This window comes from Chromatiales bacterium 21-64-14, from assembly GCA_002255365.1.
Lineage (GTDB): Bacteria > Pseudomonadota > Gammaproteobacteria > 21-64-14 > 21-64-14 > 21-64-14.
The window spans coordinates 1-26,591 of record NCBI01000031.1 but is presented as its reverse complement, the minus strand read 5'-3'; the positions used below and the strand labels follow the sequence as shown (position 1 = coordinate 26,591).

23 protein-coding genes, 1 tRNA gene and 1 pseudogene are annotated in these 26,591 nt (G+C 65.6%); 13 read left to right on the top strand and 12 right to left on the bottom strand.

The annotated features are described in order from the left end of the window. Nucleotides 1-488: 488 nt before the first annotated feature. Nucleotides 489-701, top strand: a pseudogene (locus B7Z66_12445) (SAM-dependent methyltransferase). A 368-nt stretch (nt 702-1,069) separates the two neighbouring features. On the opposite strand, the gene B7Z66_12440 reads toward B7Z66_12445, so the two are convergent. Both B7Z66_12440 and B7Z66_12435 read right to left on the bottom strand, forming a co-directional pair. Beyond that, nucleotides 1,070-2,062 (bottom strand): hypothetical protein, encoded by a 993-nt coding sequence (locus tag B7Z66_12440; GenBank protein ID OYV75570.1) that lies wholly within the window; start codon nt 2,060-2,062, stop codon nt 1,070-1,072. Nucleotides 2,063-2,067: 5 nt separating this feature from the next. After that, nucleotides 2,068-2,865 (bottom strand): hypothetical protein, encoded by a 798-nt coding sequence (locus B7Z66_12435; GenBank protein ID OYV75569.1) that lies wholly within the window; start codon nt 2,863-2,865, stop codon nt 2,068-2,070. A gap of 356 nt (nt 2,866-3,221) precedes the next feature. On the opposite strand from B7Z66_12435, the gene gpmA reads away from it, so the two are divergent. Then, entirely contained in the window at nt 3,222-3,965 is a 744-nt protein-coding gene (gene gpmA, locus B7Z66_12430) for a phosphoglyceromutase (GenBank protein ID OYV75568.1), read from the top strand. 196 nt (nt 3,966-4,161) lie between these two features. Here the strand turns inward: gpmA and B7Z66_12425 are convergent, their stop codons facing one another. The 8 genes from B7Z66_12425 to B7Z66_12390 form a co-directional block, all read right to left on the bottom strand. Beyond that, nucleotides 4,162-4,782, bottom strand: a complete 621-nt coding sequence (locus B7Z66_12425; GenBank protein OYV75567.1) for a hypothetical protein — start codon at nt 4,780-4,782, stop codon at nt 4,162-4,164. 201 nt (nt 4,783-4,983) lie between these two features. Beyond that, nucleotides 4,984-5,358, bottom strand: coding sequence for a cupin (locus B7Z66_12420; GenBank protein OYV75566.1), 375 nt, complete (start codon nt 5,356-5,358; stop codon nt 4,984-4,986). A gap of 145 nt (nt 5,359-5,503) precedes the next feature. After that, complete coding sequence (locus B7Z66_12415; GenBank protein OYV75565.1) at nt 5,504-6,556, bottom strand: prolipoprotein diacylglyceryl transferase; 1,053 nt, start codon at nt 6,554-6,556, stop codon at nt 5,504-5,506. Nucleotides 6,557-6,605: 49 nt separating this feature from the next. Next, nucleotides 6,606-7,613, bottom strand: a complete 1,008-nt coding sequence (locus B7Z66_12410) for a phosphatidylserine decarboxylase (protein OYV75572.1) — start codon at nt 7,611-7,613, stop codon at nt 6,606-6,608. Beyond that, nucleotides 7,573-10,047: a hypothetical protein gene (locus tag B7Z66_12405; protein OYV75564.1), complete on the bottom strand. Its 2,475-nt coding sequence runs from the start codon at nt 10,045-10,047 to the stop codon at nt 7,573-7,575. Before B7Z66_12405 ends, B7Z66_12410 begins: the two co-directional genes overlap by 41 nt. 473 nt (nt 10,048-10,520) lie before the next feature. Then, the gene (locus tag B7Z66_12400; protein OYV75563.1) at nt 10,521-10,724 is read right to left on the bottom strand and encodes a hypothetical protein; all 204 of its coding nucleotides are present in this window, start codon (nt 10,722-10,724) and stop codon (nt 10,521-10,523) included. A 167-nt stretch (nt 10,725-10,891) separates the two neighbouring features. Then, nucleotides 10,892-11,695, bottom strand: coding sequence for a hypothetical protein (locus tag B7Z66_12395; GenBank protein ID OYV75562.1), 804 nt, complete (start codon nt 11,693-11,695; stop codon nt 10,892-10,894). A gap of 56 nt (nt 11,696-11,751) precedes the next feature. Beyond that, entirely contained in the window at nt 11,752-11,937 is a 186-nt protein-coding gene (locus B7Z66_12390) for a hypothetical protein (protein ID OYV75561.1), read from the bottom strand. A gap of 26 nt (nt 11,938-11,963) precedes the next feature. On the opposite strand from B7Z66_12390, the gene B7Z66_12385 reads away from it, so the two are divergent. The 8 genes from B7Z66_12385 to B7Z66_12350 all read left to right on the top strand — a co-directional run bounded on the left by B7Z66_12385 (nt 11,964) and on the right by B7Z66_12350 (nt 19,066). Beyond that, nucleotides 11,964-12,467, top strand: a complete 504-nt coding sequence (locus B7Z66_12385; protein OYV75560.1) for a hypothetical protein — start codon at nt 11,964-11,966, stop codon at nt 12,465-12,467. Nucleotides 12,468-12,536: 69 nt separating this feature from the next. Next, nucleotides 12,537-13,166, top strand: a complete 630-nt coding sequence (locus B7Z66_12380; GenBank protein OYV75559.1) for a cyclophilin — start codon at nt 12,537-12,539, stop codon at nt 13,164-13,166. Nucleotides 13,167-13,319: 153 nt separating this feature from the next. Further along, complete coding sequence (locus B7Z66_12375; GenBank protein ID OYV75571.1) at nt 13,320-13,979, top strand: MBL fold hydrolase; 660 nt, start codon at nt 13,320-13,322, stop codon at nt 13,977-13,979. Nucleotides 13,980-14,060: 81 nt separating this feature from the next. Next, a complete protein-coding gene (locus tag B7Z66_12370) occupies nt 14,061-14,729 on the top strand; it encodes a hypothetical protein (GenBank protein OYV75558.1) in 669 nt (222 codons plus the stop codon). Between the two features lie 132 nt (nt 14,730-14,861). Beyond that, nucleotides 14,862-14,947 (top strand) — tRNA-Leu (locus B7Z66_12365). 144 nt (nt 14,948-15,091) lie between these two features. Then, complete coding sequence (locus B7Z66_12360; protein ID OYV75557.1) at nt 15,092-16,027, top strand: hypothetical protein; 936 nt, start codon at nt 15,092-15,094, stop codon at nt 16,025-16,027. Between the two features lie 259 nt (nt 16,028-16,286). After that, a complete protein-coding gene (locus B7Z66_12355; protein ID OYV75556.1) occupies nt 16,287-18,419 on the top strand; it encodes a hypothetical protein in 2,133 nt (710 codons plus the stop codon). Nucleotides 18,420-18,490: 71 nt separating this feature from the next. Then, on the top strand, nt 18,491-19,066 hold the full coding sequence (locus B7Z66_12350; GenBank protein OYV75555.1) for a hypothetical protein: 576 nt from the start codon (nt 18,491-18,493) through the stop codon (nt 19,064-19,066). On the opposite strand, the gene B7Z66_12345 is transcribed toward B7Z66_12350, so the two are convergent. Both B7Z66_12345 and B7Z66_12340 read right to left on the bottom strand, forming a co-directional pair. Beyond that, a complete protein-coding gene (locus B7Z66_12345) occupies nt 19,063-20,280 on the bottom strand; it encodes a hypothetical protein (protein OYV75554.1) in 1,218 nt (405 codons plus the stop codon). The genes B7Z66_12350 and B7Z66_12345 overlap by 4 nt on opposite strands. Nucleotides 20,281-20,293: 13 nt before the next feature. Then, the gene (locus B7Z66_12340; GenBank protein OYV75553.1) at nt 20,294-21,343 is read right to left on the bottom strand and encodes a hypothetical protein; all 1,050 of its coding nucleotides are present in this window, start codon (nt 21,341-21,343) and stop codon (nt 20,294-20,296) included. Nucleotides 21,344-21,462: 119 nt separating this feature from the next. On the opposite strand from B7Z66_12340, the gene B7Z66_12335 reads away from it, so the two are divergent. From B7Z66_12335 to B7Z66_12325, 3 genes are all read left to right on the top strand, one after another. Then, nucleotides 21,463-21,963: a signal peptidase II gene (locus B7Z66_12335; GenBank protein ID OYV75552.1), complete on the top strand. Its 501-nt coding sequence runs from the start codon at nt 21,463-21,465 to the stop codon at nt 21,961-21,963. Nucleotides 21,964-22,184: 221 nt separating this feature from the next. Beyond that, entirely contained in the window at nt 22,185-25,337 is a 3,153-nt protein-coding gene (locus B7Z66_12330) for a bifunctional proline dehydrogenase/L-glutamate gamma-semialdehyde dehydrogenase (GenBank protein OYV75551.1), read from the top strand. Nucleotides 25,338-25,716: 379 nt separating this feature from the next. After that, nucleotides 25,717-26,178 (top strand): hypothetical protein, encoded by a 462-nt coding sequence (locus B7Z66_12325; protein ID OYV75550.1) that lies wholly within the window; start codon nt 25,717-25,719, stop codon nt 26,176-26,178. Nucleotides 26,179-26,591: the final 413 nt, after the last annotated feature.

The window sequence follows — 26,591 nt, the reverse complement described above, 5'->3', positions numbered from 1 at the left end:
GCCAGTCGGAAGTGAAGCCCAACGAATAAGGATAGATCGTGATCGCGAAGCGTTCCACGATCTTATCCTGTAGTTGGACAAGCCCGTTCTTCCGGTTGGGAGGGTCTATATATGAGCAGATATGTTTTTCGGACGTTCAAGGAATGAACTGCCGCGAGGGGTGGATGCATTATTTCAGGCGAGCGTACGCCTCTGCCTTCAGTCAGGCCAAACGACGGCGTCACCAAGGCATAAACTCTTCAGTCCTCCTGCATCCAGTGTGTGATGGGTTTGTTCTGCAACGTAGTTTATCCGGATGTCCATGCTGGCCGGAACACTGCCACGACAGCCATGGGTGAGCGACAGGTGGGACAGAGGAACATCGGTCGTGGTCTTAGTGCGGCGGCTTCCAGCATGACCTTCAGCACGGCTTGCACCAACATCAATCGCCGCTTGGCATTGCCGTGCAGGAAGCCGTAATCCCTGACCCGTCGAAAGCCCGTGGGTAAACCACCGTTGCGGCACGAAGCCGAGCACAATCGCCCCGGGTGCCTGCAATCGCCTACTGTCTTGGGACGCCACTAAGGGATGAGATCGAATCACGTACGCCTGATCGGCTCGAAGAAGCTACCGAAATGGCCGCTACTGCAATCGCCGAACGGTTCGGGGTCCATCATGTGGATGGGAAAATTCAGGCGCACGTCATCACGGTAGAAAAATGAGGCTGGTCCTGGGTGCGGAGCGCTCTAAACAAGTGGTCGCTGCGGCGATGGTCCCAACGGCGCGGCGATCTTCAGCCTGCCGAAGCGGCGATCTGGTGAGTGCCGGCATCGGTCTTCGCGGAACCGCCGCCAAGTATCCAAACCCTGTGCGGCATCGGCGCGGTGGAGGAGATTCAGGCGGGCTGCGGTGCCGGGTGCGCGCTTAAGTTTCTGCGGCTGCCAACGCGGAACGGCAACGAATTTGATGCATACCCGGCGTAACACGACATTGCACCAGCGCCACTCCAGCCGGGCCGGCCATGGTTAAGGATTGATCCGACCGTAAGCCCCGCCGGTATTTGGATATCGCATGGGTTGGCACTTTCCGGTTAGATTCCTTCGGGAGGCTGCAGCGGGTTCTTCAGGCGCTCTTTGATGGCCGGCAGCATCTGTTCCACTGCCTGGCGCCCGGCGGCGATGGCTTCGGCGCCGCGCTCGAATTCCATCAGCCCGATATGGGCAAGGCGCGGAGCCACGACCAGATCCGGCGGATCCCCGGCCATGCGGCTGCGGGTGATGCGGTCTTGCATGATGTTGAGAGAGCCGGACAGGACCTCAAAAATGCCCGGGTTGAGCGCCGGGGTGCCGCGCACCTGAGCGATCAGGGCGCCCGCGCGGGCCCGCAGGGTGCCGGTGAGTCGCGCGGTCAGTTGGGAGAGCAGGTCGGTGTCCGACGCGGGGTCCGGTTCGGGTTTGCGGGCCGGGGGTGCCGCGTGGCGCCGGGTGTTCCGGCCCACGAGGTCGCCGTTCAGGTTGACGGCGATGACGATGTCGGCCCCGAAGGCCCGGCACACGGAGACGGGCACTGGGTTGACCAGGCCGCCGTCAACCAGCCAGCGTTGGTCGCGCAGCACCGGGGCGAACAGGCCGGGGACCGCGAAGGAGGCCCGCACCGCTTCTGCCAGCGAGCCCTGGTCCAGCCAGATCTCCCGGCCGGTCCCCAGGTCGGTGGCTACGGCGGCGAAGACCTTGGGGAGGGATTCGATCGGCACGTCGTAGGCACGGCCGCGAAAGAAGCGCATCAAGCGCTCTCCATGGATCAGTCCGCCACCGCTGAGCCGTACATCAAGAAAACGGACCACATCCCGCCAAGTGAGGCTGCGCACCCAGTGGTCCAGGGGTTCGAGGCGGCCCAGCGCGCATGCCGCGCCGGTCAGTGCGCCGATGGAGGTGCCGCAAACCACGTCGGGCACGATTCCGGCGTCCTCCAGAGCGCGCAGGACTCCGATATGGGCCCAGCCGCGTGCCGAGCCGCTGCCCAGGGCTACGCCTACGCGCGGCGCCGCGCGGGCGTTGTGTTGGTGTTCCTTGCCTCGCGGCATGCCGTTTACCCTTCCGTGTGGTCGTTGCGGCGTTCCCGGCGCGCCGCGGGATCCTGACGATAGAAACTGCGCAGTTGGCGGTAGAGATCAGGATACCCGTCGCGCAGGATGTGCGGCTGCGTGAAGAAGGTCTCGCTCGCCACCGCGAAGAACTCAGCGGGGTTCTCGGCGCCGTACGGGTCGAGTGCCGGTGGCATCCCGCCGCTCACTTCCCGGCATAGGGCATCGTAGCTCCGGGAGAGCACTTCGGTCCAGGTGTGCGGGTCCATGTCCTCGTGCAGGGACGGACAGCCGTTCGCCGCTCCGTTGAGCATGTCGAGTTTGTGGGCGCATTCATGGATCACCACGTTGCTGGCGGTTCCTTCCGGGCGCGCATCGGCGCGGGCGTCCTCCCAGGAGAGGATCAGCGGCCCGTGTTGCCAGGCCTCTCCGGTGAGCGCATGGCGCACCTGATGGATCACGCCGGCGGCATCGCGCTCCTCGCGCCGCGCCAGGAACGCACCGGGGTAGATGATGACGGACGACCAGCCATCATAGTAGTCCGGGTCGAGACCGAGGATCGGGATCGACGCCTGCACCGCGATGGTGGCGCGCATCGCGTCGGTCAACGCCAGGTCGTGGGTCCCGTGGAATTGTTTGTCACGCAGAAACAACGTTGCCCATGCCCGCAGCCGTGCCCGTTCCGCCGCGTCGAGGCCCGCGGTGAGCGGGTGCCGGGAGGCGGCGTTCCACACCGGGTCCGGGATGGCGTGCCGGCGCAGGATGCGCCGTCGCCACCAGCGCCGCAGGGTTTGCCGTATCATGGTTGTGGCGTCCCCGGTCCCCCGGGCCGCCGTGCTCTGGCTTGGCCTGCCGCCGTGGCTCCCGGGCCTCGGAACGGTGAATGGCGCGGCGTGCCGGCGGATCGGGCGCGGGCCCCTTGTGCGCGGTGCGCCCCGGAGGGCGCGGGGGGTAACCGGTGCACGGGCGGCACCGGCCTGCGACGGTAAGCAGACCATGGGGTCGGGATGGTCCGCGCTGCGGGTCTGGGTTTCGGCCTATTATAATGAAGGGAGTGGATCCACGCGGGGGCTGCCCGCGCGCCGGTTTCGGTCGCGTGCGTGGCCGCGATGCCCCGCTGCCTGGGAAACGGGCCCACCGGCGTTGTACAGAGGCCGCTATGAATCGCGTCGTGTTCCTGCGCCATGGGCACAGCCACTGGAACCTGGAGAACCGTTTCACGGGTTGGAGCGACGTGGATTTGTCCACCCGTGGGGTTCAGGAGGCACTGGAAGCGGGCCGGCTGCTCCGGGAAGCGGGTTATCGGTTTGACTGCGCCTACACCTCGGTGCTCCAGCGGGCCATCAAGACCCTGTGGATCGTGCAGGACGCGGTGGACCAGATGTGGCTTCCGGTGGAGCGGGACTGGCGCCTGAACGAGCGGCACTACGGCGCCTTGCAGGGGCTGCCTAAGGTGGACATCAGCGAGCACTACGGGACCGAGCAGGTCGCCCGCTGGCGGCGCGGTTTCGTGGACCGTCCGCCGCGCATCGGTCTCGGTGATCACCGCCATCCGCGTCTGGATGCCCGCTACCGCCATTTGTCCGGGGAGCTCCTGCCACCGTCCGAATCCCTTGAGGATACCCTGCAGCGGGTGACAGCCTGTTGGGAGGAGCGCATCGTGCCGCGGATCCGCGCCGGGGAACGGGTCCTGGTAGTAGCCCATCACAACACCTTTCGTGTCCTGGTGAAACGGCTCGAAGGCTACTCCGATGATGAGGCGATGCACCTGAACATTCCCACGGGCGTGCCCTTGGTCTACGACTTTGACGCGGAGTTCCGGGTGGCGGGGCGCCACTACCTGGGTGATCCGGATGCGGTGCAGGCACGGATCGATGAGGTGGCGCGCCAGATCCTGCCCTGATCCGCGGTGCGCACCGATCCCTCCGCGGAGCCGTGTATGATGCCGGCCTGGCGCGGGCCGTTGGTGCCTCGGCTGGGATGCGGCGCGCGCGCTGCACCCGCCGCGCCGGAGTGTCCACCGTGCCATGCCGGTGCCCCGGTGTCCGCGCGCCGGGCATCGGTGATAAACCCGCAGGCGCCCCCCAGCGCCGTGCCCGTCATGGTTTCGGGGCGCCGCCCGCCGCGCTTGCGTCGGTGGCGGCGGACATCCCGGCGGTCACGGCGAAGCGCATGGCCGCGTTGATCGACATCGCCAAGGGTTCCACGGCGGAGCGGGGCACGAAGGCGGTGTAGCCGCCGATCTGGTAACTCATGGGGAAGTACACCGCGACCGCATCCTCCGCGGCGAGCCCCGGGACCGCCTGACCGACGTTCTCCCGGGTGATCAGGCCCAGCATGCGCAGCGGCGAGTTGGGTAGCGTTACCGCGACCACTTGGTTGAAGCGTCCGCTGCTGGAGCCGGAGAAAAATCCCATCAGGTCCCGTACCGAGCCATACAGGGTCTTCACCAGGGGGACCTTTCCCAGCAGCGCCTCGCCCCAGGCGAAGATCCGCCGAAAGATCCACGCCTGCAGGAAGACCCCCACCAGGAAGATCAGCACCAGACCCATGGCCACGCCCATTCCGGGCCGATACACCCCGGCGGGCAGCACGAGCCGTATCATTCGTCCCAGCATCGCCTCTGCGGAGGATCCCAGCCAATACAGGATGTAGATCGTGATCACGATCGGGATCGTGGCGACGAGGCCGGAGAGAAAGGTCCTGCTGATGGCTTTCATGGTATGCGTGTACCTCCGTTGGACGGGATCGGCCGTGGATCCCCGCCGGCGTGGCGGGCCGGGGCCAGATCGGGGCGCGGGTTGCGCGGCGCATGGGCATCAGCCTAGCGCGTTCCACGGTCGCCCGCACGTTCCGCGCCGTCAACGGCCACGGCGACCGACGGCGCCGATGCCGGCGCAAGGATATTCTTCGAGGAACCCTCAGGAGGGGTCGATGTCTTCGTAGCAGTCCGGCGTGAAACGCGGTGTGCACAGTGCGTAGAACATCAGATCGCAGTCCCCGGTGTTGGCGATCCGTTGGGCAACACCGGGTGGAATCACCACCACGTCGCCGGGGTTCACCGGTGCCGGTGGGTGGTCCCCGGCCCAGACCCGGCCCCGGCCGGTCACGATCAGATAGCGTTCCTGCACCCCCCGCAGGCGGTGCAGGCGGGTGGTTGCCCCCGGCGCGACGCGCGCGCGCGCGATGGAGAGTTCCGGGTCCCCGGGATCGTTCCAGGATTCCAGTATGTAGCAGCCCTCGGGGGTGAGGTGTTCCAAACCCGGGTCGGGGCGCACAACGCGTGAGTCGTTCATAGGTCAGGGTACCCGCCGGCGCGACCGGCGGCATCGTTTCCGCCGCGGATCCGGGAAGTCAGGATAACAGGCCCAGCGGCGCTCATGGTAGCGCCCCGCCCGCTGCCCGCGGTGCTGGAGCACCGGGTCCGATCCAGGTCGGCGTTCAGATCCGCTCGCGGCACACCCGCAGCGAAACGGTGGCCTCGGTGACCATGCTGCGCCCGGTGTAGAGGAAGGTCGCGAGCCAGCATCCTTGCAGGAATAACAAGACATACGGATTCCAGAGCGCCGCGAGGCCCGCAGCCAGAGAAGGCTCGGGCGCGGCGCCGCCCGCCAGCCACCACCCGATGACGATCCCCAGCGCGGCGGATGTTACCGCCATGAATTGGTAAGCGGAGATGCGCCCGCCGCCCCGGTAGTCTGCCCGCAGGGTCTCAGACAGCACCCGCCAGGACTGGGTGATCACCATGACCACCAGGTAGGCGGCGAGATAGTGGGCGTGAAGAAAAAGTGCGACACCGACCAGGCCGGTGCTGACATACAGCACGGAGGTGATGGCCTGAACCGGGATCACCGGGACGTCCTGTAGGCCGCCGGCGTAGGCGATCTTTTTCATGGCACCGGAAAAGCGGAAGTGGACCCGGGAAAACACCCGGCGCAGCACCGGGTGCGCCTCGGAAATGGACTGTCCGTAGCAGCAGCCAAAGCTGATGCAGGCCAGCCGCCCGAGGCCTTCCCCGATGCTGTAGGCGATGGCCATGGCCGCGAGCAGCGGCAACAACGGCAGCCCATGGCCGAGGCGGTGGGCGAAGATGCGGTTGGCGGCGGACAGCAGCACCGGCGCCAGGGGAACGGCTACGAAGAATGCCCCGGCGACGCTGAATGTATGGCGTTTGCCTTCCACAATGCGCGCCACGACACGCGCCGCTGGTACGCAGACCGACAAGGTGGCGAGCCCGAGGGCCAGGATTGCCAACGGCGGTACTCCGACCGATCCACTCAGGATGAACATCACCGCCAGCGCGACCACGTAGGCGGTGGCGGACAGCAGCCCGTAGTAGGTGAGATTGACGCCGCGCCACGCACCGTCTGCATCCTTGCCCAGGGGAATCGTGGCGAGTATCTGCCAGCGCTCGCCCGGCAGGGTGCGGAAGCCCCAGGTGAGCAGCAACGCGAAGCTCAGGCCGAGCAGAGCGACAAAGGTTTCGCGGTTCATGAGCGGGACTCCTATAAGGTTTTCCGATGGATAGTGGATGGTCCGGCGTTCATGAAATGGGCCGCGCGATCGAGGAGCGCACCCGCACGTCGGTCTCCGCCAATAGTGCGTCGAAGCCCAACGAGTAGCGGCTGACCACCTGGTCTTGCGCGCGGTTGCGGAGCAGGTCCGCGTCGAACCGGACCCGCTCGCGCTGGAACAGCACCACATCAGTACTGCTGCCCGGGCGGTACAGACTCTTCGGCGCGCCGCGGAGCAGAAACATGCCGGGCTCCACACCGCGTGGTTGTGCGTACCCGTTCTCGCTGTAGCATTGCACGACTTCGCCGATCATCAGCGCGACCACTTCGACCATGGCGACCCGCCCGACACCGGTGCCACCCGGAACGTCGGTGTCGATCACGGTGATCACGCGGCGGTTCTTCGAAAATGGGGTCGCCATGGTGACCACGGCAGAAGGATTGCAGGAGTGATAAGGGCCGGGAATCTCGTAGTGGTCTTCCACCTGTCCAGAGACCGGGCAGTGGTTGTAGTGATACTTGTCCGGTGTCAGGCGCAGCAGCGCCCAATCGCCGTTATGAAATGCGTCCAGCCAGCGGCGCCGGTCCCGACCCAGCAGCTCCTCATAGTCGAAGAACTTGTCCTTCAGATACAGCGCCGAGGCTTGCGCGAATGACCCTACCAGCAGCCGCGCGTCCGCGGGCGACACCACGACGCGCGGATCCTCGGGCATGGGGCGGCATTCCCAGTAGCGGATCCGCCGCTCGAATATTTTGCGCACGGTGTCCAACTCTTGGGGATCGTCCAGGCACTCCGAGAGATCCACTCCGAGCCGACGCAGGAAGCGCGTGCCGCCGGTAATACGCGCGCCGATGGCCAAATCGTAGTTCAGGAAACCGAGCAAGCCCGATACCCGCCGGCTGGTCAACGCCCGGAACAGTACCGGCGCGTGTTCGCGCGCGTGCGAATACAACACGCGGACCAGACGGTCGGCGTAAATGGTTTCGGTTCGTACCTTACCCGTTTCCCGCTCGACGTACTGGTGGCGGTACATGATCGCCTTCCTGACCCGGTTCCAGCTCGGCGTCGGCGTGCGCCGTGTCACGATGAATGCTGATCAGCAACAGGCAGATCAGCCGGTGGAGATCCTCCTCGCGGGGATGGTCGCGCAACAGCGCCGGGCGGATCCGTTCGAGAAACCCGGCCGCTGGTTGATCGCCAAGGACCTGGCGCAAGGCGTGCCGGTAGGCGGGTTCCAGGGAGGGTTCCTGATCGAACCGGTGCAGGTCATGGTCCAAGCGATCGAGTCCGTCGCGGACATAGCGCAGTTTCAGCGGGCCCCGGTAATAGCGTTCCGCTGCGCGGTTGAACTCCGCGCCGCTCAGCGCCAGGGCGGACCGGGTGCCGGCCTCGGCCAGGATCCCGGCCGTGAGCCGTCCCGCCGCGGATAGTGCGGGTTGTTCGAGGCGCTCGCGCAGATCGCGCAGGGTCTCCTCCATCCCCAGCATTTGGGCGAGATCCGCCCCGTCGTCCAGGATCAGGCGCAGCAGCGCCTTGCGGTATTCCGGCAGTGGCACCTTCAGGTAATTCCGGTAGCGGCGGCTCGGGCGGATCCGGGCGGTGCGCTCCAGCACCCGGCGCAGGAAGCGGTTGCCGGTGTCGTGGCGCACGTAGAAGGCGGGCAGCCCGATGGCCGTGGCAAACAGGATCTGACGCCGCTCGCTTTCCACGAAGCGCGTGTCGGGGATCTCCGCGTGGCCGATTCTGCCCGCGGTGATGTACTTGAAGGCGAGGACTGAGACGAGGGTCTGCAGGTTGACCGCGCGGCCCAGATCGGCGCGCAGGTCCTCGAACAGGCTGTAATGGCGGCCCTCGAAACCTGAGTAACCCATCTGATGCATGGTGCGCAGGCGCATGAGCTGGTAGACGGACATGCCGGCATCGAATATTCCCAGGTCGGCCAGATCTCGCTTCAAGCGCTCGTCGTTGCCGGGCGTGCCGTCCAGGGCCGGGCTCTGGTCGGTGCTGCCCAGGGCTACGAGATAGTCGATCAAACGGAAATCCGGGACCAGGTCGCCGCGCAGGCGCAGCAGCGTCGCCAGGGACTGATCTAGCCAACGGGGGCCGAGCGGGGTTCGGGCATGCCCCAGAAAACGCAGGCTTGCCTTTTGTCGCCAGCCGCGCCAGAGCATCCGCAGATGGGTGTAGTCCAGCTCGTGGGGCAGGAAGGCGAGTACCTTCTCCGGGTGAAAGTCGTGGAAGTCGATGCGGTAAGGGGCGGCGCTGTAGTTTCCCGCGAACAACGGTAGAAAGTGCTCGGAGATCTTGATGGCCAGGTCGCCGAGGCATTTTTCCTCGCGCGCGCCGAACCCGGATCCGGGGTCCTGTAGCGCCGCGCGCAGACGGATGCTGCCGAGGCTCACATGGGTTCCGTTGTTGGCCAGGCTCACGTTCGACAGGTTGGGCAGCACCACCAGATCGCGGGTAATGATCCCGGCCTCGCGCAGCTTGCTAACGGCGTTGAACTGGCTGCGGCTCAGCACTTCGTGGCAGAGCATCATGTAGGCGTGCTTGCGCTCGCCGTCCTCCCAGCCCGACAGACAGGGGCTGACGAACAATTCCCGATAAAAAGTATCCGAGATGCAGTCGTTCAAGCGTCGCTGGCGTACTGGTGGGTGCGGGGAGCAGTACACCAGCGCGGCTTGGCCGCTCTCGCGCAGGCCGAAACGCATGTTGGCGTAGAGCACCAGCAGGTGAGTGAGCAGAAAACGCTTTGCCGTCTCGCGCGCGACGGCGTCACCCATGCCGGTTTCCGGGCGCAGACGGCTGATGTGGAATGAGAGGGTTTCCGGGGAGCAGTGGTCATTGAGATAGTGCTTCATCAGCCGGCGTGCGGTCTGCTCGATCAGCGCCGGGATCGGCTCCCGGGAGCCCACGACCTGCGCGAGAGACAGTTTGAGGAGGTAGCTGATCGGCACGCGGACCTGGGGCTTGCCGTTAGCGTCCTTGCACAGGAAGCGGTGGGCATCGTGGCGCATGGGGCCGTGGGGCTCGTGCCGGTTGCGGCGCAGATCCTCCTCCAGTACCCGCGCGGCGTAGACGCCCAGGTCGGAGCGGCGGATGCGTACCCAGCTGTTCTCCCAGACCTGATCCGGATTGTCGGAGAGGAACTGTTCGATCTGCGTGACCGCGCGCTGCGGGGTGTCGGCCACCGCTGCGTGGCGTACCACGTTAGCGAAGTAGTTGGATTCCCGGATCTGCAGCGCAAGATCCACATCCTGAGGCAGCCCTGCCACCGCCGCCTGGAGTTCTGTCTCGGAGCCGGCGGTGACGTCGCCCAGGGTGAAGGGCAACGATTCCAGCAGCCGTTGGCGCGGAAGGTTCAAAAGACCCAGTGCGCGCAGTGCGGATTCGGTGGAGGGCGGGACGGGCATCGGCCGCGAGAGTTTGGCGGCCGGCGTGACGGGTTTGACCGGTGTGATCGATGGCATCGTCCGCGGACCTCCCGCTCGGCGCCGCCCCCGTGGGCGACGACCACTGGGAGCCGCAGCGTAGACACTACACGTGACGCGGTGGTGTCAGGACCATGACGGAATTGCGAAATCGGGGGACCGCGACTACCGGGAGGGCGGACGGCGGGTGAGAACCCGAGTGGAAGGATGCGCCGTGTGGAGTTCCACGCGCCTGCGGCCGCGTGCCCCGGACGCCTCGGAACGCCGTCATGGTGGGTGCCTGGACGGGCCTCCAGGGTGATTCCGCCGACGCGAAATAAAAGCCCGCCGGGTAGGCGGGCGTAGGCGGCTCGAAAGTCGTCATGGACTTCGTCCGGCTTGTCGTCGGATCGCGATCGACACCATGAAGTAAAGCACAGGATTCGCATTTTGCAACTGGCGGGAATGCCGCGTCCGGGGACGCTGCCAGCGCGCACCGGGTGCGTCCGTACCGCGGTGCGCAGGGCGGTCCATTAGCGGGCCGCCGGGCGCACTCGCGGCGGGTCGCCGTAGGCGATCCGCAGCCCGTCACGCAGCCGCTCCAACTCCTGGGCACGGTAGGCCAGCAGCAGGTCATCGTGGATGGCCTCCCCGAGCCGTGCGGGGTCTTCCCCCGGCCGCTGCCGGCCTATGGGGTCGCGGAACCGTTGCAGCCAATGTCGTATGGAAAACGTCATGGTCTGTTGCCCCGTGTAGTGGTGCCGGATTCACACTACAGCAGACGGCCATGACGGGAGGATGATAGGCGCGTGACTCGTCGGTTACAGGTCGGACCCCGGCTGGGAACCCGGATCTATGACGCGGGACCCAGGCGGCGGCGGTGCCTGCTGCCGGTGGCGCGGGTTCAGTGACGGAAGAACATCTGGTAGAGGGTCAGCACGATCTCCACCAGGATCAGGACCACGATGTACCATTCCACCCGCAGGCTGCGCCGCGTCTGTACCAATTCCAGCACCGTTTCCGCGGTGCGCGAGATCAGTTCCAATTTACGATCCAGTGCGCGGTGGCGTTCGCGCAGCTCGTACTCGTCGCGCAGCCGGTTGTAGAGCCGTTCCAGTTCCGGGTGGTCCCACAGCATCTCGGGTTTTTCCACCACCTCCACGCGACCGACCATGTGCTGCTGGGTGAGCAGCACGTCGCCGATCTGGTGTAGCAGTTCCTTGCCCTGGTGGCCGGTCCGCCCGCTGCGTTGAAGATCGGCGGCCAGGGGTTCGATGCGGTCGAATACCTTGGCCACCCGCGCCTCGTAGTGGGCCAGTACGACGCTCTTTGCCAGGATGTCGGCGACGATCTGCAGGCGATCGATGCCGGGGGCGTTGAGCACGATGGCGCCGCTGCCGTCGATCCGCTCGTCCTGATTGGGATCGACGACGAGCTCCACCTCTTCGCTTTCCGGGCGCTCGGAGCGATCGTTAATCAGCGGCGCCAGGGCGCTCAGAAAGGACACCTCTTCCAGGGGCAGGATGCCGAACAGGACCAGCACGCCATAACGGAACAACACTGCGGCGCCTTGCGCGCCGGCACGCACCACCAGCGGGGAGTTCGCCAGCCGCTCCGCGTTCTCCAGGGCGCGCACGTCGATCCGACCGCCGACGAAAAGCGCGCGGGCGCGCAGCCGGGTCTTTCCTGCAAAGAGGGATTGGGTCATAAGTCTGCGGGAATTCTGCTCCAAAGCCATGGTCAATGGAAGCGCGTCCCGGTCCGCTACGCCCCGGGGGCGGCATATCCGCCGCCCGTCATCGGCATGGAACGGGTACGGTGCTGGCCCCGTTTCCGCGCCGCGCCCGGGCGCTTGTGGGGATGGAATCCCGGCGGCGGTTCCACCACTGCACCGTTCCGGCGATAATGGTCCCTGGCCGTCGCCCGCAGGGTTGCGGCCGACGGTGCCATACAGGGCACAGGTCCGTGGAGGGCCCATGGGCGATGGATGCCGGGAGCAGGTATTACGGGTGACCGCGGCGCTGGGTCCGCGCTCGATCCTGACGGTGGGTGCCCAGGCGGCGCAATGGCTCCAGGACTACGCGGATGCACACCCCGATTGCCGGGTGGTGGGCATCACCGGGACGGATCCGGCGGCGGAATTGGCAGGCGTGCCGCGCTGCGACCTGGCGTTGGTGGCCGGCGCCCTGGAGCAGCTCCCGGCGCAGGGCGCCGGCGTGCTTTTGTCCCGGTTGCGGGATCTGCATGCGCGGTCTCTGCTGGTCCGCGTGCCGATCGGCGCGCGATGGCCCGGCCATGCCAGCCACTGGACCCGCAACGACCTGTTGGGCTACGGCTTGCAACTGGTGGCGCAGTGCCCCGGGGAAGACGGGCCGGTGCATCTGTACCGGTTTGATCTGTACGATTACAAGAGCACCCCGGACTGGCTCAATCCGGACCAGTGGGCCCATCCGGAGCTTTGGGATAAATACCGGTGGTAGCCGCGTGCGGCGGCCGGTTACACACGCAGGAGGTGATGCATGACACAGTGGTCGCGGCGGTGGTGCGCAATGGCAGCGGGGCTCGGATTGATCATCGGTTTGACGACCAGTGCCGGCGCATGGGCCGCCGGAGGTGGTGGGCGCGTGACCTTCGATACCAGCGCCGGGCGTTTCGTGGTGGAACTGTTCCCCGGCAAGGCCCCGAAGACGGTGGCCAATTTTCTCCGCTACGTGCATGAGGGTTTCTACGACGGCACCATCTTCCATCGCGTCATTCCCGGCTTTGTGATTCAGGGCGGCGGCTATACGGAACATTTTCAGCAAAAAGCCACCCACGCGCCGATTCCCAACGAGGCCGCTAACGGTTTGAAGAACCTGCGGGGTACTATTGCGATGGCACGCACCTCAGATCCGAATTCGGCCACCAGCCAGTTCTATATCAATCTGGGGGACAACTTGGCGCTGGACCATCACGCCGACACCCCGGCAGGTGCCGGGTATACGGTATTCGGCCGGGTGGTGGAAGGCATGGATGTCGTGGACCGCATTGCGCAGGTCCCCACCGGCGCCGTCGGTCCGTTCCCCAGCGATGCCCCGCTTACCGCGGTGGTGATCCGCCGGGTGACGATCGCAACGGGCGCCGGGGCGGCCGCGCCCCGGCATGGTGCGCATCCTGCCCCGGCTCACGGCACGCGCTGAGTCCCGCATGGATGCACCGGCGGCCGGGCAGATCCCCCGCGCCACCGGTCCGGAGTAGACTGTAGGTACCGGCCGGACGGACGGGCGGCCGCGAGGAGGCGCATCGTGCACGAGTCCCCTGCGTTTTCGATACACGCCCTGGAACTGGGGCCGATGGAGAACTTTGTTTATCTGATCCACGATCACGGCTCCGGTCGTGCTGCGATCGTGGATCCCGCGTGGGAGGTCTCCCGTGTGATCGCCCTGGCTCGCAAGCGGGGGGTGCAGATCACGGACATACTGCTTACCCACAGTCATCACGATCACATCAACGGGATCCAGGAGGTGCTGGATCAGTACGATGCTCAGATGCACCTGCTCAAGCCCGAGGCCAAATTCTGGGGCCGCTACCTGGATATTCCTACCCTGCATCACGGGGGTGACGCCATCGAGCTCGGCGATACCCGGATCGATGTGCTGCATACTCCCGGCCACACCCCCGGTTCGGCGTGTTACCACGTGCATGGCAATTTGCTTACCGGCGACACCCTGTTCGTGTTCGGCTGTGGTCGCTGCGACCTGCGCGGGGGCGACCCGGAACAGATGCACGCCACGCTGCGGCGCATCACGGAGCAGTTCCCCGCCGAGACCGTGATTCATCCCGGGCACAACTACGCGGAGTTGCCGAGTTCCAGCCTGGCGGAGCAGATCGACGGTAATCCGTTTCTGCATTTTAAAAACGTGGAGCGCTTCGTAGAATATCGGATGCGCTATCACGACCATCACCGCCATGCCCCCTACCGGCCGGTCGCGGTGGGTGAGGAAATGGACTGAACTCCGGCGCGCCGGTCCTGGGGCCTGGGTCCAAGGTCGGCGCCGGTTTTGAGCCGTCCGGTCCGGCCCGGCATTTGGGGTATGCCACCACGACCTGGACGGAACAGCGCAGGTCCATTACGCGTCTATAGGGTGTGCGGGGGCCTGTGTCTGGACCGCGCTGTGGAAACCGGGGGCGCATCGGCCAAGTCTGCGGCCATGCGGCCCCCGCGGGTTCTTGATCTGGATTTGGGGGGGGAGGACATGGGAAAGCACGTCCTACGTTGGATGGCGGCGGCGCTGCTATGGGCGGTCGCTCCCGCGCACGCTGGCCACAGGGTGCTCGATGCGTTTGTGGCAGGTGCCAGCCCGAGCCAGGAAGTAGCCGCCACGCCGGTGATTTCTCCAGCGAGTTGTTTTGCCATCTTCCGGTTTTTAGCCAAGGAGTCGAAGGTCCGCTACCGGCTGGAGTGTTTCAATATCCGGGGTGTGGTCGGGGCGCATCTGCATCTCGGTTCGGCGCGCATCAACGGCCCCGTGGTGGTGCCGCTGTTCAGCACCAACCGACCCACCGGGGAGGTGGACGGCACGTTGAGCCAGGGCGTGTTGACGCCGGACCAATTGGTGGGATTCAGTCTGGACGACCTGCTGGAAGCCATGCGGACGGATCGCGCCTACGTGAATGTGCACACGGTGGCCTATCCCGCTGGCGAAGTGCGGGGCCAAGTGATAGGGGTCCAACTGACGATATTGGAAGGTCTTCCGTTTTAGACGTGCGCGGGCACCGGTGCCCTTGACCGGATCCGTCGCCCCCAGTAAGGTGAGCGCGGTGGATGTCCGCCCGGCTTGGTCTGGACTTCGGCGGCCAAGCCGGTCCAGGTCTGCGGTGTTTCAGCTCCACGCGCCGAGGTGGCGGAACCGGTAGACGCGCTGGTTTTAGGTACCAGTGGGCAACCCCCGTGCGAGTTCGAGTCTCGCCCTCGGCACCACCTGTGCAAGCCGCCGATATCGCCGCATTCCCGCCGACTCTGTCGGTATCCATGGCCGTTGCGCCCTGCAATAGCGATGTCGTGCGTTATGCAGGCGGGTGACGTGCCGTGGATCCCCGATCACTCGAGAGGATATCTGACCCCGTGAAGGCTTCCTGGAAGGACAGCATCTACCTGCAGAGGGAAGAGCTGGCGCGCATCCTGTCCCTGCCACTGGCACACCTCGCGGAACGATGCGTGCCGGCGTGGGGCGATCGCCAGCGCTTGGATGGGATTCTCATGGAGGGCTTTACCGGCATTCCCCATTGCACGTACCTGTATTGCGTCAATACCGACGGCATACAGATCTGCGACAACGTTGGCGTGGACGGAATTGGCCCGGAACACTACGGCCGCGACCGCTCGCAACGCCCGTACATGAAGGAGGCGGTTCCCGCCTGGGGATTTCTGCTGTCCGACGCCTACATCAGCTTGGTGGCCAACCGCCCCTCGCTCACGGCCCTGCAGGTCGTGCGCGCGGATTCCAGTCCGCTGGGTTATCTAGGCGCGGACTTCGACCTGCGCAATCTGCCGGTGACGTCGGAGCTCTACGAGGAACCCGGCTACTGGCGGCAGGTGAAGGGCGATCCGTCGATCCGCGGCCAGGTCTTTCAGCAGTGCCGGATCGACAGTCCCATGGACCTTGGCATCGAACAGGCGCTTTCCATCCTGGAGGAACTGCTGACCGAGCGCGGCGTGTTTCAATGCCAGATCCATTTCTCCAGCAGCCAAGCAACAATCTGGACCCTCGACGACCCGTTCCGCTACCGTATTCTCGATCACGAGGCCTTGAGCGATCCGGACATTTGTCTGGTGTTCCCGCCGCGGCCCTATCCTGCTGACGCAGCGATTCCGCAGGCCGACGTCAATCGAATTCTGGCGACCATGCGGTCCCTGCGTCTTGTCGACCCGACCATCTACCTGCGCACCGGCTCGATCAACATCTTCAATGGCATGATCAGTCTGACTTTCTCCTGCGATGGATCACACTACATGTCCTATGTGGAATTTCTGTTGAAGGATACCTCGTTCTGGTTTTGAGCGACGGCCGTGGCGCAGCGGGGCCGGGGTCGCATTTGTTCGCGGGGGCAATCGCTGCGGGGCCTCTGCGCCGGACGTGCATTCTGCGTGGTGTTTCCCCCGGGCCTTGCTCAGGGGCGTCACCAACGCACACTGGGCATAGGTGCCGGTTTCCGACCATGGCCGATCTTGCGATCTACCTGACATCCGGCGGCGACGTCAACACGCCGCGGATATGCGTCGCGGTGCCGATGTGGCGCTCGCGGCCCGGTGTGCATCCATGAGTCAGCGCTCCGCCGAAATCCGCCTCGACACCGGCGAGTTGCACCGTCGGCTCGAGACCCTCGTCTACCGGGTGCTCAGCGTGCGGCGCAGCGTGCAGGCTCCAGCACAGGCGTTGGCGGCCCATGAAGGCCCGGATCAATACCGGTTCCTGCGCGCGGTAGAGCTGATCCGCAACACCAGCGACGAGCTGGCCTTCAATTTCGTGATGTTCGCGCCGCCGGCACTGAGTTTGCTGGCGGATGAGGACTGGGACGAGTGGGTACTCTACATCATGTCGCGCTACGATCACGGCGGTGTGTTGTCCGCCATCGTGGCCATGCAGAAGGTGCCTGAGTACGTCGAGTCGGTAAGCGGCGCGCGCTTCCGGGTGCGTTTCGAGGACATCGCGCGGCGGCTCGATCCCTTCGTGCTGGGCCTGAACGGCCGCCCGCTCAAACTCGCCACGGCTGAACACTCCTATACGGATACCGGCACCCTGTATTTGCCCGTGGCGGTCGGACGGTTTCGCGACCGTGACCGCAACGCGCGGCTGTACAAGACCACCGCCGTGCATCTGTGGGCGCAGACGTGGTTCGGAACTTGGCGCCGGAGCGTGTCCGAGGCGGTGGGCCGATTTCCAGAGCCGGAGCGCGCGCTGGCCCGCTTCCATGCCCTGGAGACTTTGCGCCTGGATGCCTGCATCGGCCGCGAGCTCCCGGGCATACGCCGGGAGATGCGCGGCCTGTGCGAGGACTTGGACTTGCCGGCCCTGCCTCCGGGGGCATGGAGCGACGCCGCGCGCCGCTTGCGCGAGCCGGATGCCACCGTGGAGGATAGCCATGCGTTGCTTGCCCGGTGCTATGGTGTAACAGAATTCCCGGCCCCCGTGCCCTATCAGGGGCGGTTGGTTCCGGACCGCGCGGAACAGACCCTGGCCGCGCGCAAGACACAGGATCGCCAAGTCCTGGCGCGAGTCCTGGCCGACTTGAAGGAGCAGCTCCCGGGCGGCGCGCGGCCGCTGGCCTCGGAGGACGGGGATGTAGAACGCCCGTTCCGCGTGCACAAGACTCCGGAACCGGACGGGCCCGATGGTTTCCGTTTTGAACTCACCCTGCATGGAGAGCCGATCCCGCCGCTGGCGGATGTGCGGCAACTCCTGGATTCCATCGGCCAGGACCTGGGCCAGATCCCCGATGACTATCTGGTGCCTGCCGGTCCCGGGGGGTATCGCCCCGGAGACAGCGGCGCCGGTCGGGACGCGGGGACGGACGCCGGGGGCGGCGCCCACCGTTACGACGAATGGGACTTCATGCGCCGCCAGTACCGCACCGACTGGTGTTTGCTGCGCGAGCGCGATGTCCATCCGCTCTGGGACGACTTTGTGGCGCGCACCCGGCGTAAATACATGGGCCTGTTGAAACATCTGCGCCGCACCTTCGAGGCGGTGCGGGGCCAGGACCGGCTGTTGCGCCGCCAGCCCGACGGCGACGATGTGGATCTGGACGCCGTGGTGCAAGCCTATGCGGACCGGCAGGCCGGTTTTGAAGGACGCGACGCCTTGTTCGTCAAGCGACGGCGCGTGGACCGGGATATTGCGGTGCTTTTTCTGGTGGATATGAGCGGTTCCACCAAGGGTTGGGTGAACGAGCTGGAGCGCGAGGCGCTGGTGTTGTTGTGTGAAGCGCTGGAGACCTTGGGCGACCGCTATGGCATCTATGGGTTCTCCGGGTTTACCCATCGGCGTTGCGAGCTGTTCCGGATAAAACGTATTGACGAGGCCTATAGCGACGAGGTGCGTGCGCGCATCGGCGGCATCCAGCCCAAGGATTACACGCGCATGGGGGTGGCAATTCGTCACCTGACGCGACGGTTTCAGGAGATCGATGCCCGTACCCGGCTTCTCATCACTCTGTCCGACGGTCGTCCCGATGATCAGGACGGCTACCGCGGCGCCTACGGGATCGAAGATACCCGGCAGGCACTGTTCGAGGCCCGCCACCAGGGCGTGCATCCGTTTTGCATTACCATCGACGATGAGGCCATGGACTATCTTCCACACATGTTCGGCGCCGCGAACTTCACCGTCATCAGCGACGTGCGCAAGCTGCCGTACCGGGTATCCGATATCTACCGGCGTATCACCGGCTGAGGAGTTATGCGAGACCGGACGTTTAAGCGCGGGCACCGTAGCGGCCATCGAGAGCTTGGCCGGGGTGTGGGATGAGTGCCCATCGGCCTCACGTCATCGGATTCGACGACGCCCCGTTCGCGTCTGAGCATCGCGGCGACGTGCGGGTCGTCGGTGCCGTGTACACGGGGCTGCGGCTGGATGGCGTACTGTTTTCCAAGGTGCGGCGGGATGGGATCAACGCGACCCGGCGCTTGGTGGAGATGGTATCGGGTTCGCGCTTCATGCCACGGACCCACGTCCTGTTGCTTCAAGGCATTGCCTTGGCGGGTTTCAATGTGGTCGACGTCAACGGCCTGTACGACGCCCTGCGTATTCCCGTGATCGTGGTGGTGCGCAAGACCCCGGATCTGGATGAGGTACGCCGCGCGCTGTCGGAAAACATGCGCGGCGGACGCCGTAAGCTGGCGCTGATCCATCAGGCGGGGCCCGTGGAGCCGATCGCGGGGGTCTTCGTGCAGCGGGTCGGCATCGAGAGCGTGGAGGCGGAACGCATGATCCGCGCGCTTGCGGTCCACAGTGCGGTTCCGGAGCCGCTGCGCACCGCCCATATCATTGCCGGTGCGATGACACGTGCCGCGGGGCGGTACAGGCGGGGTCGAGCTTAACCCGCCGCGCCGCCGTGCGTTGCCGCGGGAGCGCGGCCCGCAGAATGTTTGTGCGCCACGTTTCCCGTGCGCCCGTCCCGGTGTCCATCGCCGCGACCGTCATGGGCGCCCCGTATATGTAACACCAGGGATACCCGGCGATTGAGTGCGCGTTCCGCCGGGGTGGCGTTGCCGGCGCGTGGGCGGGTAGCGCCGTAGCCGATGGCGCTCAGGCGGTCAGCGGCCACACCCTGGGAAATCAAGTAACGCGCGACGGTGGTGGCGCGCGCCGTGGACAGTTCCCAGTTGGAGGGGAATCGCGCCGTGTGGATCGGTGTAGCGTCGGTGTAACCTTTCACGGATACGGCGTAGTCATTTTTATTCAGCATCGCGGCGATCTTGTCCAGCAGCGCGCGCCCGGTAGGGCCAAGTTTGGCGTCCCCCGCGGGGTAAAGAACGTCGTCTGTAATGATCAGGTTGACTGCGGTCGCGGAACGCACCACCTCCACCTTGCCATCGAGGTCACTCGGGATGGGAATGGACACGGCGTGGACGGGCGGCGCTTGGACATCGTGCCGGTCCGCCGTGGTGCGTACGGGTGTCGAAGCGGTGGGCGGAGGAGGCGTCGATTCCCGGGTGACGGTCCCGCTGAGCCAAGCGTAGAGCGGCGGCGCGAGCGAGGATCGCGGCCGGGAGGCAGCGCGCACGATCAGCAGGGGCTCGGTGCTGGCGCGCGACGGCACGATCGAAATCGGAGCCGGAACCGGCACCGTTGCGGTGGCATGCGGGCGCACCGGTTTCGGTATTACGCTTGCTTGGGCCAGCACCGGTTCCGGTACTGCGCTCGTTTGGACCAGCTTCGGCCGGAGGTCGCGTATTGCCGGCAGGGACAGGCGCGCAGGCGGTTCATGCCGGGTCGCGCCCTTAGGCGCCGCAGGTTCTGTGACGTGGGCGACGGCGACGGACGACGCATGGGTGGCGGCTGCCGGGTGGCGCTTCATCGGATGGGACTTTATCTGGGTCAGGGGTGGGGTCAGTGACGTCACGTGGCTGGACGCACCAGGTGGGAGCCTGCTAAAGGCGAACAGCAGTACGAACACGGTGAGCAGCAGGGTGACGAGGTCGGCGAAGCTCAGCAGCCAGATGGCGTCGGAGTCCTCGGCGGCGGTCGGCTCAACCTGCGGAGCGAACTGGTAAGCGCGTGGACTTTGTGGCGCCTGCGCCGATACGTACATGGTCGCAGGGGTCTCAGGCCGCGTGGGCCAGCGTGCTGGCGGGGCGCGGCGTGCTCTGCTGCTGGACCATGCACGCGGTCAGTGTGTCCCGGATTATGAGCGGATGACGGCGCTCGTGGAGCAGTACGACGCCCTCCTGGATGACATTCATGATGACGGCCCGCTGCTGGGCACAACGTTCCATTTTCATTGCCAGCGGCTTGAAGATCATGTTGGCCAGAACGATGCCATACAAGGTTGTGATGAGGGCGAAGGACATCCCGGCCCCGATTTGACCGAGGCCCGCGTGGCCGAGGTTGCCGAGGATCTGGGTCAGGCCGAGCAGGGTGCCGAGCATGCCGAAGGCGGGCGCGAAGGACGCCATGGTGCGCAGGATCTGCGCGTCGGACTGTTCGCGGTTGCGGGCACCGGCGACGCGCCACTGCATGACCTTGATGATTTCGTCAAGCGGTTCCCGGTCGATCACCATCTGCGCGCCATTGCGCAACAAAGGGTGGTGAATCTGTTCCAGGGCCCGTTCGCACGCACCCAGGTTTCCGTTGCGGTACCAGTGGGCGACCTCCAGCAACTGTTTGAGTTCGGTGTCGAGGTTGATATCGTCATCATGCAGGAGGGTGCGCATGGATTTCGCCACACGCACCACATCTCCGACCGGCCGGCTCACCAGCGTGGCGGCCAGCGTGCCGCCGAACACCATCAGCAGGCCCGGGATATTAAACAGCATGCCCAGGTGCTGGTGTGAGAACAGGGCTCCGAGTACGAGGACGAGGAGGCCGCCCAGCAGGCCCACCAGGGTCGATTTGTGTGTTCCCAGGATCCGGTTCATGACAGCTCCTTTCGCTTTTACCTGTGCACAGCAAGTTTCGTACCGGCCGCCACCGGGGTGCTGGCGCGCCGTTAGGGCGCGACCTGAGGTCGCGGCGGCTACCGGGACCTGCCGGGGGGCGGAGGACCCAGGCCGAACGGCGGCAACGCCTTGCCGCCCGTCGCCGGTGGGGGTTGCAGGGGACTGGATCGGAGCGGTGTCGCCGGCGCGGCGTCGCGGGTTTTGGCAGCGGCACATGAGGCCGCATTGGATCGCTTGCAAGATCAGGGTATATTTTCGTGGCGGTGGGGTTCCGTGTCTCCCGCGCCGACCGCTTGCACTACCATAGACACGGGCAAATCTCGGGAAGGGTGGTGATGGCCTCGGTGAAAAGACTTGCGCTCGTCCTTTTGGTCCTGTTCGCCTGCGTCGGGTGTGACCAGGTGACCAAGTATGCGGCACAGCGATTCCTGACGCCGGGTACGGTGATCACCCTTGCGGATGGTGCCGTAAGGCTGCAGTACGTGGAGAATACCGGGGCGTTCCTGAGTCTTGGAGCGGGTCTTTCGGACCGCCTCCGTTATCTGGCATTTACGGTAGCGACATCGGTCGTGCTGGGGGTAATCGCCAGCTACCTGCTCCTGTCGCGAAACCTCGGACGGTCGTCCGCTTTCGCTTGCTCATTGATCCTGGCCGGCGGCATCAGTAACGTCATGGACCGGGTATTGCACGGGGGCGCGGTAGTCGATTTTCTCAATGTAGGCATCGGCCGCTTGCGAACCGGGATATTCAATGTCGCGGACGTGGCGATCGTCGTGGGTGCGCTGACGTTGTTGGTGGCCGGGGTCGTCCGGCGTGGTGACCAGCACTGCGCTTGACGACCCGGAACGCGCCGCGCCGGTTGGGGGTGCGCCCCTGCTCCGGCCGCGGTGCGGTTTCCAGGCCGCCGGATCTGGGCCACTTGTGACACCGCGTAGGCGATCGCGCAACCAGGCCTCCCGGAACTCCAGTGCGGGGGCCGGGGCTGCGGCGTCGTGGGTTTGTCGTGGTGGCTGGTGACCGGTTTGGAACGGAAGCCGCGGCGTAGCGGAGTTGGGCGATGCCCATAGTCCTCGAAGAACCTTCCCTGGAAGATCCCAGCCGCGCCTCCCTGCGGGCCGCCTACCTGGCCGATGAGCAGGCCTGCGTTGCTCCGCTGTTGACAGCCGCGGTGATCGACGCCGCGGCCGCGGCGCGGGTCGCCGGGCGCGCGCAGGCGTTGGCGCTGGGCGCGCGCGCCCGTGGACGCCGCGCCGGCAGCGTGGACGCCTTTCTGCACGAGTACGACCTCTCCTCCCAGGAGGGCATCCTGCTCATGTGTCTGGCAGAGGCGTTGCTGCGCATCCCCGACCCCGGGACCCAGGAGCGCCTGATCCAGGATAAGTTGGCCCGCGGCCACTGGGACGCACACCTGGGACACAGCCGGTCGCTGCTGGTGAACGCGGGCACTTGGGGCCTGCTCCTGACCGGGCGCATCGTCGTACTGGACGAGGGCACCCGCGCCGACCCCGCGCGTGCCCTGGAGCGGCTGCTGGTGCGTGGGGGCGGCAAGGTCCTGCGCCTCGCGTTGCGCCACGCCATCGGGATCCTGGCACGTCAGTTCGTGGTGGGCCGCGACATGGAGGAGGCCTTGGCGCGCAGCCGTGAGCCGGCGCAGCGCGGGCTGCGGTTTTCCTATGACTGTTTGGGTGAAGCGGCGCGTGGCGCAGCGGATGCCGAACGTTACTTGAAGGCCTACCGCGGCGCGCTGTCCGCGATCGCCGCCGCCGGGCCGGCGCCCACGGATCCCGTTGCGGGCCCCGGAATCTCCGTCAAGCTCTCGGCTTTGCATCCCCGCTACCAGTTTTCCCAGCGCCCGAGGGTGCATCGGGAACTGATCCCGCGGCTGCGCGCCCTGGTGGTGGAGGCCCGCGCTGCGGGCATTGCGGTGAGCCTGGACGCGGAGGAAGCCGAACGCCTGGAACTGCTGCTGGATGTGTTCGGCGCCGTGTTCCACGGGCCGGAGCTGGACGGTTGGGAAGGCTTAGGTATGGCGGTGCAGGCCTACCAGAAGCGTGCCCGGCCGGTGCTGGCATGGTTGGCGGAACAGGCGCAGCGCGCCGGACGCCGTATCCCCGTGCGCCTGGTCAAGGGCGCGTATTGGGACAGCGAGATCAAGCGCGCCCAGGAGTTGGGGTTCGACGGCTACCCGGTGTTCACCCGCAAGGCGGCCACGGACGTCTCGTATCTGGCGTGTGCCCGCGATCTCCTGGATCGTCCCGACGTCTTCTATCCGCAGTTCGCCACCCACAACGCCCACACGGTGGCCTACATCCTCGAGGCCGCGGGCACGCGCCGGGATTTCGAGTTCCAGCGCTTGCACGGAATGGGCGAGGAATTGTATCAAGCCCTTGCAGAGGATATCGGGGAGGGAGTGGCGTGCAGGGTCTACGCCCCGGTGGGGGGTCATGAGGCACTGCTTCCTTATCTGATGCGGCGCCTGCTGGAGAACGGCGCCAACACCTCCTTTGTCAACCGGTTGGTGGACGAGGCGGCGCCCATCGACCAGGTGATCGCCGATCCGGTGGTGCGGCTCACCCAGGTGGGGTTTCAGCCGAACCCCCGCACGCCCCCACCACCGGATCTCTACGGGGCGGAGCGGCGCAACGCCCGCGGCATGGACCTGGCCGACCCCGTCGTGCTACAGACTTTGCGTGACAGTCTGGAAACCGCCGCCGCGGTGTCGTGGCAGGCGGCACCCCTGATAGGCGGGGAAATGGGGAACGACACGCCGCGCCCGGTGCGCGATCCGGCGGATCGGCGCCGCGTGGTGGGCACGGTTGTAGAGGCGGACGGGGCGGCGGTGGCCGCGGCGTTGGCGCGCGCATCCACCGCCGCGCCGGACTGGGATCTGTGTGGCGCCGACACCCGGGCGGCGTGCCTGGAACGTGCCGCGGACCAGTTCGAGGCGCACGCCGCGGAACTGGTCTATTTGTGCGTGCGGGAGGGCGGCCGCACCGTGCCCGATGCCCTGGCAGAGGTGCGCGAGGCGGTGGACTATTGCCGATACTACGCACTGTGCGCACGGCGTGACTTCGGTGTGCCGCGCGTGCTTCCGGGTCCCACCGGCGAAGATAACCAGTTGCACCTGCGCGGGCGCGGCGTATTCGCCTGCATCAGCCCCTGGAACTTTCCCTTGGCTATCTTCACCGGCCAGATCGCCGCGGCGCTGGCCTCCGGCAACGCGGTGCTCGCCAAGCCCGCCCGGCAGACGCCCCTGGTTGCGTGTCATGCGATCCGCCTGCTGCACAAGGCGGGGGTGCCAGCGGACGTTTTGCAGTTCCTCCCCGGTAGCGGCGTGGCCATCGGCGCACAACTGCTATCCGACCCGCGGCTCGCGGGCATCGCGTTCACCGGTTCTACGGAAACGGCCTGGACGTTGCAGCAACGGCTAGCCGAGCGCCGCGGCCCCATCGTACCGCTGATCGCGGAAACCGGCGGGCAGAACGCCATGATCGTGGACAGCTCCGCCCTGGTGGAGCAGGTGGTAGCCGATGTCCTCACCTCCGCGTTCAACAGCGCCGGGCAACGCTGCTCGGCGTTGAGGGTGGTATTCATACAGGAGGAGATGGCGGAGCGGTTACTGGATCTGCTTGCCCAGGCCATGGACGAATTGCGCATCGGCGATCCGGCGCGGCTCGACACCGACGTCGGTCCGCTCATCGACGCCGCGGCCGTGGAAGGCCTGCAAGCCCACGTGGCGCGCATGGATCGAGAGAGCCGATTGTGCCGCGCATTGGCGTTGCCGCCGGAGTGTGGACACGGCAGTTACTTCGCGCCACGCCTCTACGAGATCCCGAACCTGGCCCTGTTGGACCGCGAAGTGTTTGGACCGATCCTGCATGCCGTCCGCTATCCGGCCGGGGCCCTGGATCAAGTGATCGACGCCATCAATGCCACTGGCTACGGGCTGACCCTGGGCGTACACACGCGCATCGATGCTACCTGGGAGCGGGTGCGCGAGCGCGCCCGCGCCGGCAACCTCTATGTGAACCGCAACATGATCGGCGCCGTAGTCGGCGTGCAGCCCTTCGGTGGCGAAGGCCTCTCCGGCACCGGCCCCAAGGCCGGCGGCCCCCACTACCTGCACCGATTCGCGCTGGAGCGCACGGTAAGCATCAACACCGCCGCGGCAGGTGGCAACGCCGGATTGTTATCGCTCACTGACGAATGAGGACTCAGTGGGGGTTAAGTCAGCGGGGGTCAGTCAGCGGGGGTCAGGCCTTTAGTTTCTAGGTCCGTTCGCTCTGCGACGGGGCGTGGGGCTCGCCTGCCATTTCAGCGACGAACCTAAGGCTTGCCCGTCTGGAATATATAAAGTAAGGGCCTGACCCTCTGGGACTCTCGTTTGGCCCGAAAAACCCCAGGCCGGGACTAGGCCGACCTACGGGAATCGGCGGGTCTGGAGTGGCATTTCAATTAGGTGGGGCAAGATCCATAGGTTTTGGCTTGGAGTACGGATTAGACGCCAGTATCTTCGGTGGTGCTGGCATATCTTTAGTGCAAGACGCTTCCATTGAATCGTGCGGTTGCAAGGCGGGAGGTAAGTAGCGATGGACAGACCACTACTAGGAAGAGCTTATTTCTTTTCCGGGCTCGTCCTCTTGACGATCAGTCTGCTCCTTCAGTCCATTGCCGCCTCCGCTGGCAAGATTGATTGGGTCCTGCTCGCAGCTTCCGTTTCCACTATAGGCATTATGTTGCTGTTTCTCGGTGTTGGCGTGCTACTTTTTCATCAGCGATCAGTTTTTTTCGACAAGGGGAATGCCTCTTCGCGCGCAGGCAGACTCTTTCACCAGGGATTAGCGGTAGCTAAGCTTGCCTTTTTTGCGGCGCTCGTTGTGGTAATTGTGGATTTGGCTTTGGTATTCATGCACGGCGATGGAATTGCCTCCCAATGGATAATGCGGCAGGCATATCTTGTCTTTTTGATCCTCCTGCCGTTGATATTGCTGCTCGATTGGCTCATACATCGCGCAAAGGGAAAACCAGGGTCAGATCCCAATTTCCGCTAATATTCGATTCCGACCAACGGGGGCAGATTTGTTTGTCGTGCAGATCGCCCGCCTACGACGCCAACGGCAACCGCACGCAGCTAACCGACAACGGGGCCGGCACCGCCTACCAGTACGCGGCGGGCTCCAATCGTCTGACCCAGGTGGGGGCCGACACCCGCACCCGGGATGGAAGGTAGAGCTGGGACACCCACAGATTAACGCAAGCCGACGGAAAGAACGGGACACCTACAAATCTTGGCCACGAAAAAGAAGGAAAAGAATGGGACACCCACGAATCTTGACCGCTGTGGGCTGAGGGAGTAGGTTTATTATGGAACTTGTCATAGACGTTCAAGGAGGAACGTATGACCCGCGCACGCAGGGAAGTGGTGTCGCTGGACGACACGCCGTATTACCACTGTATCAGCCGT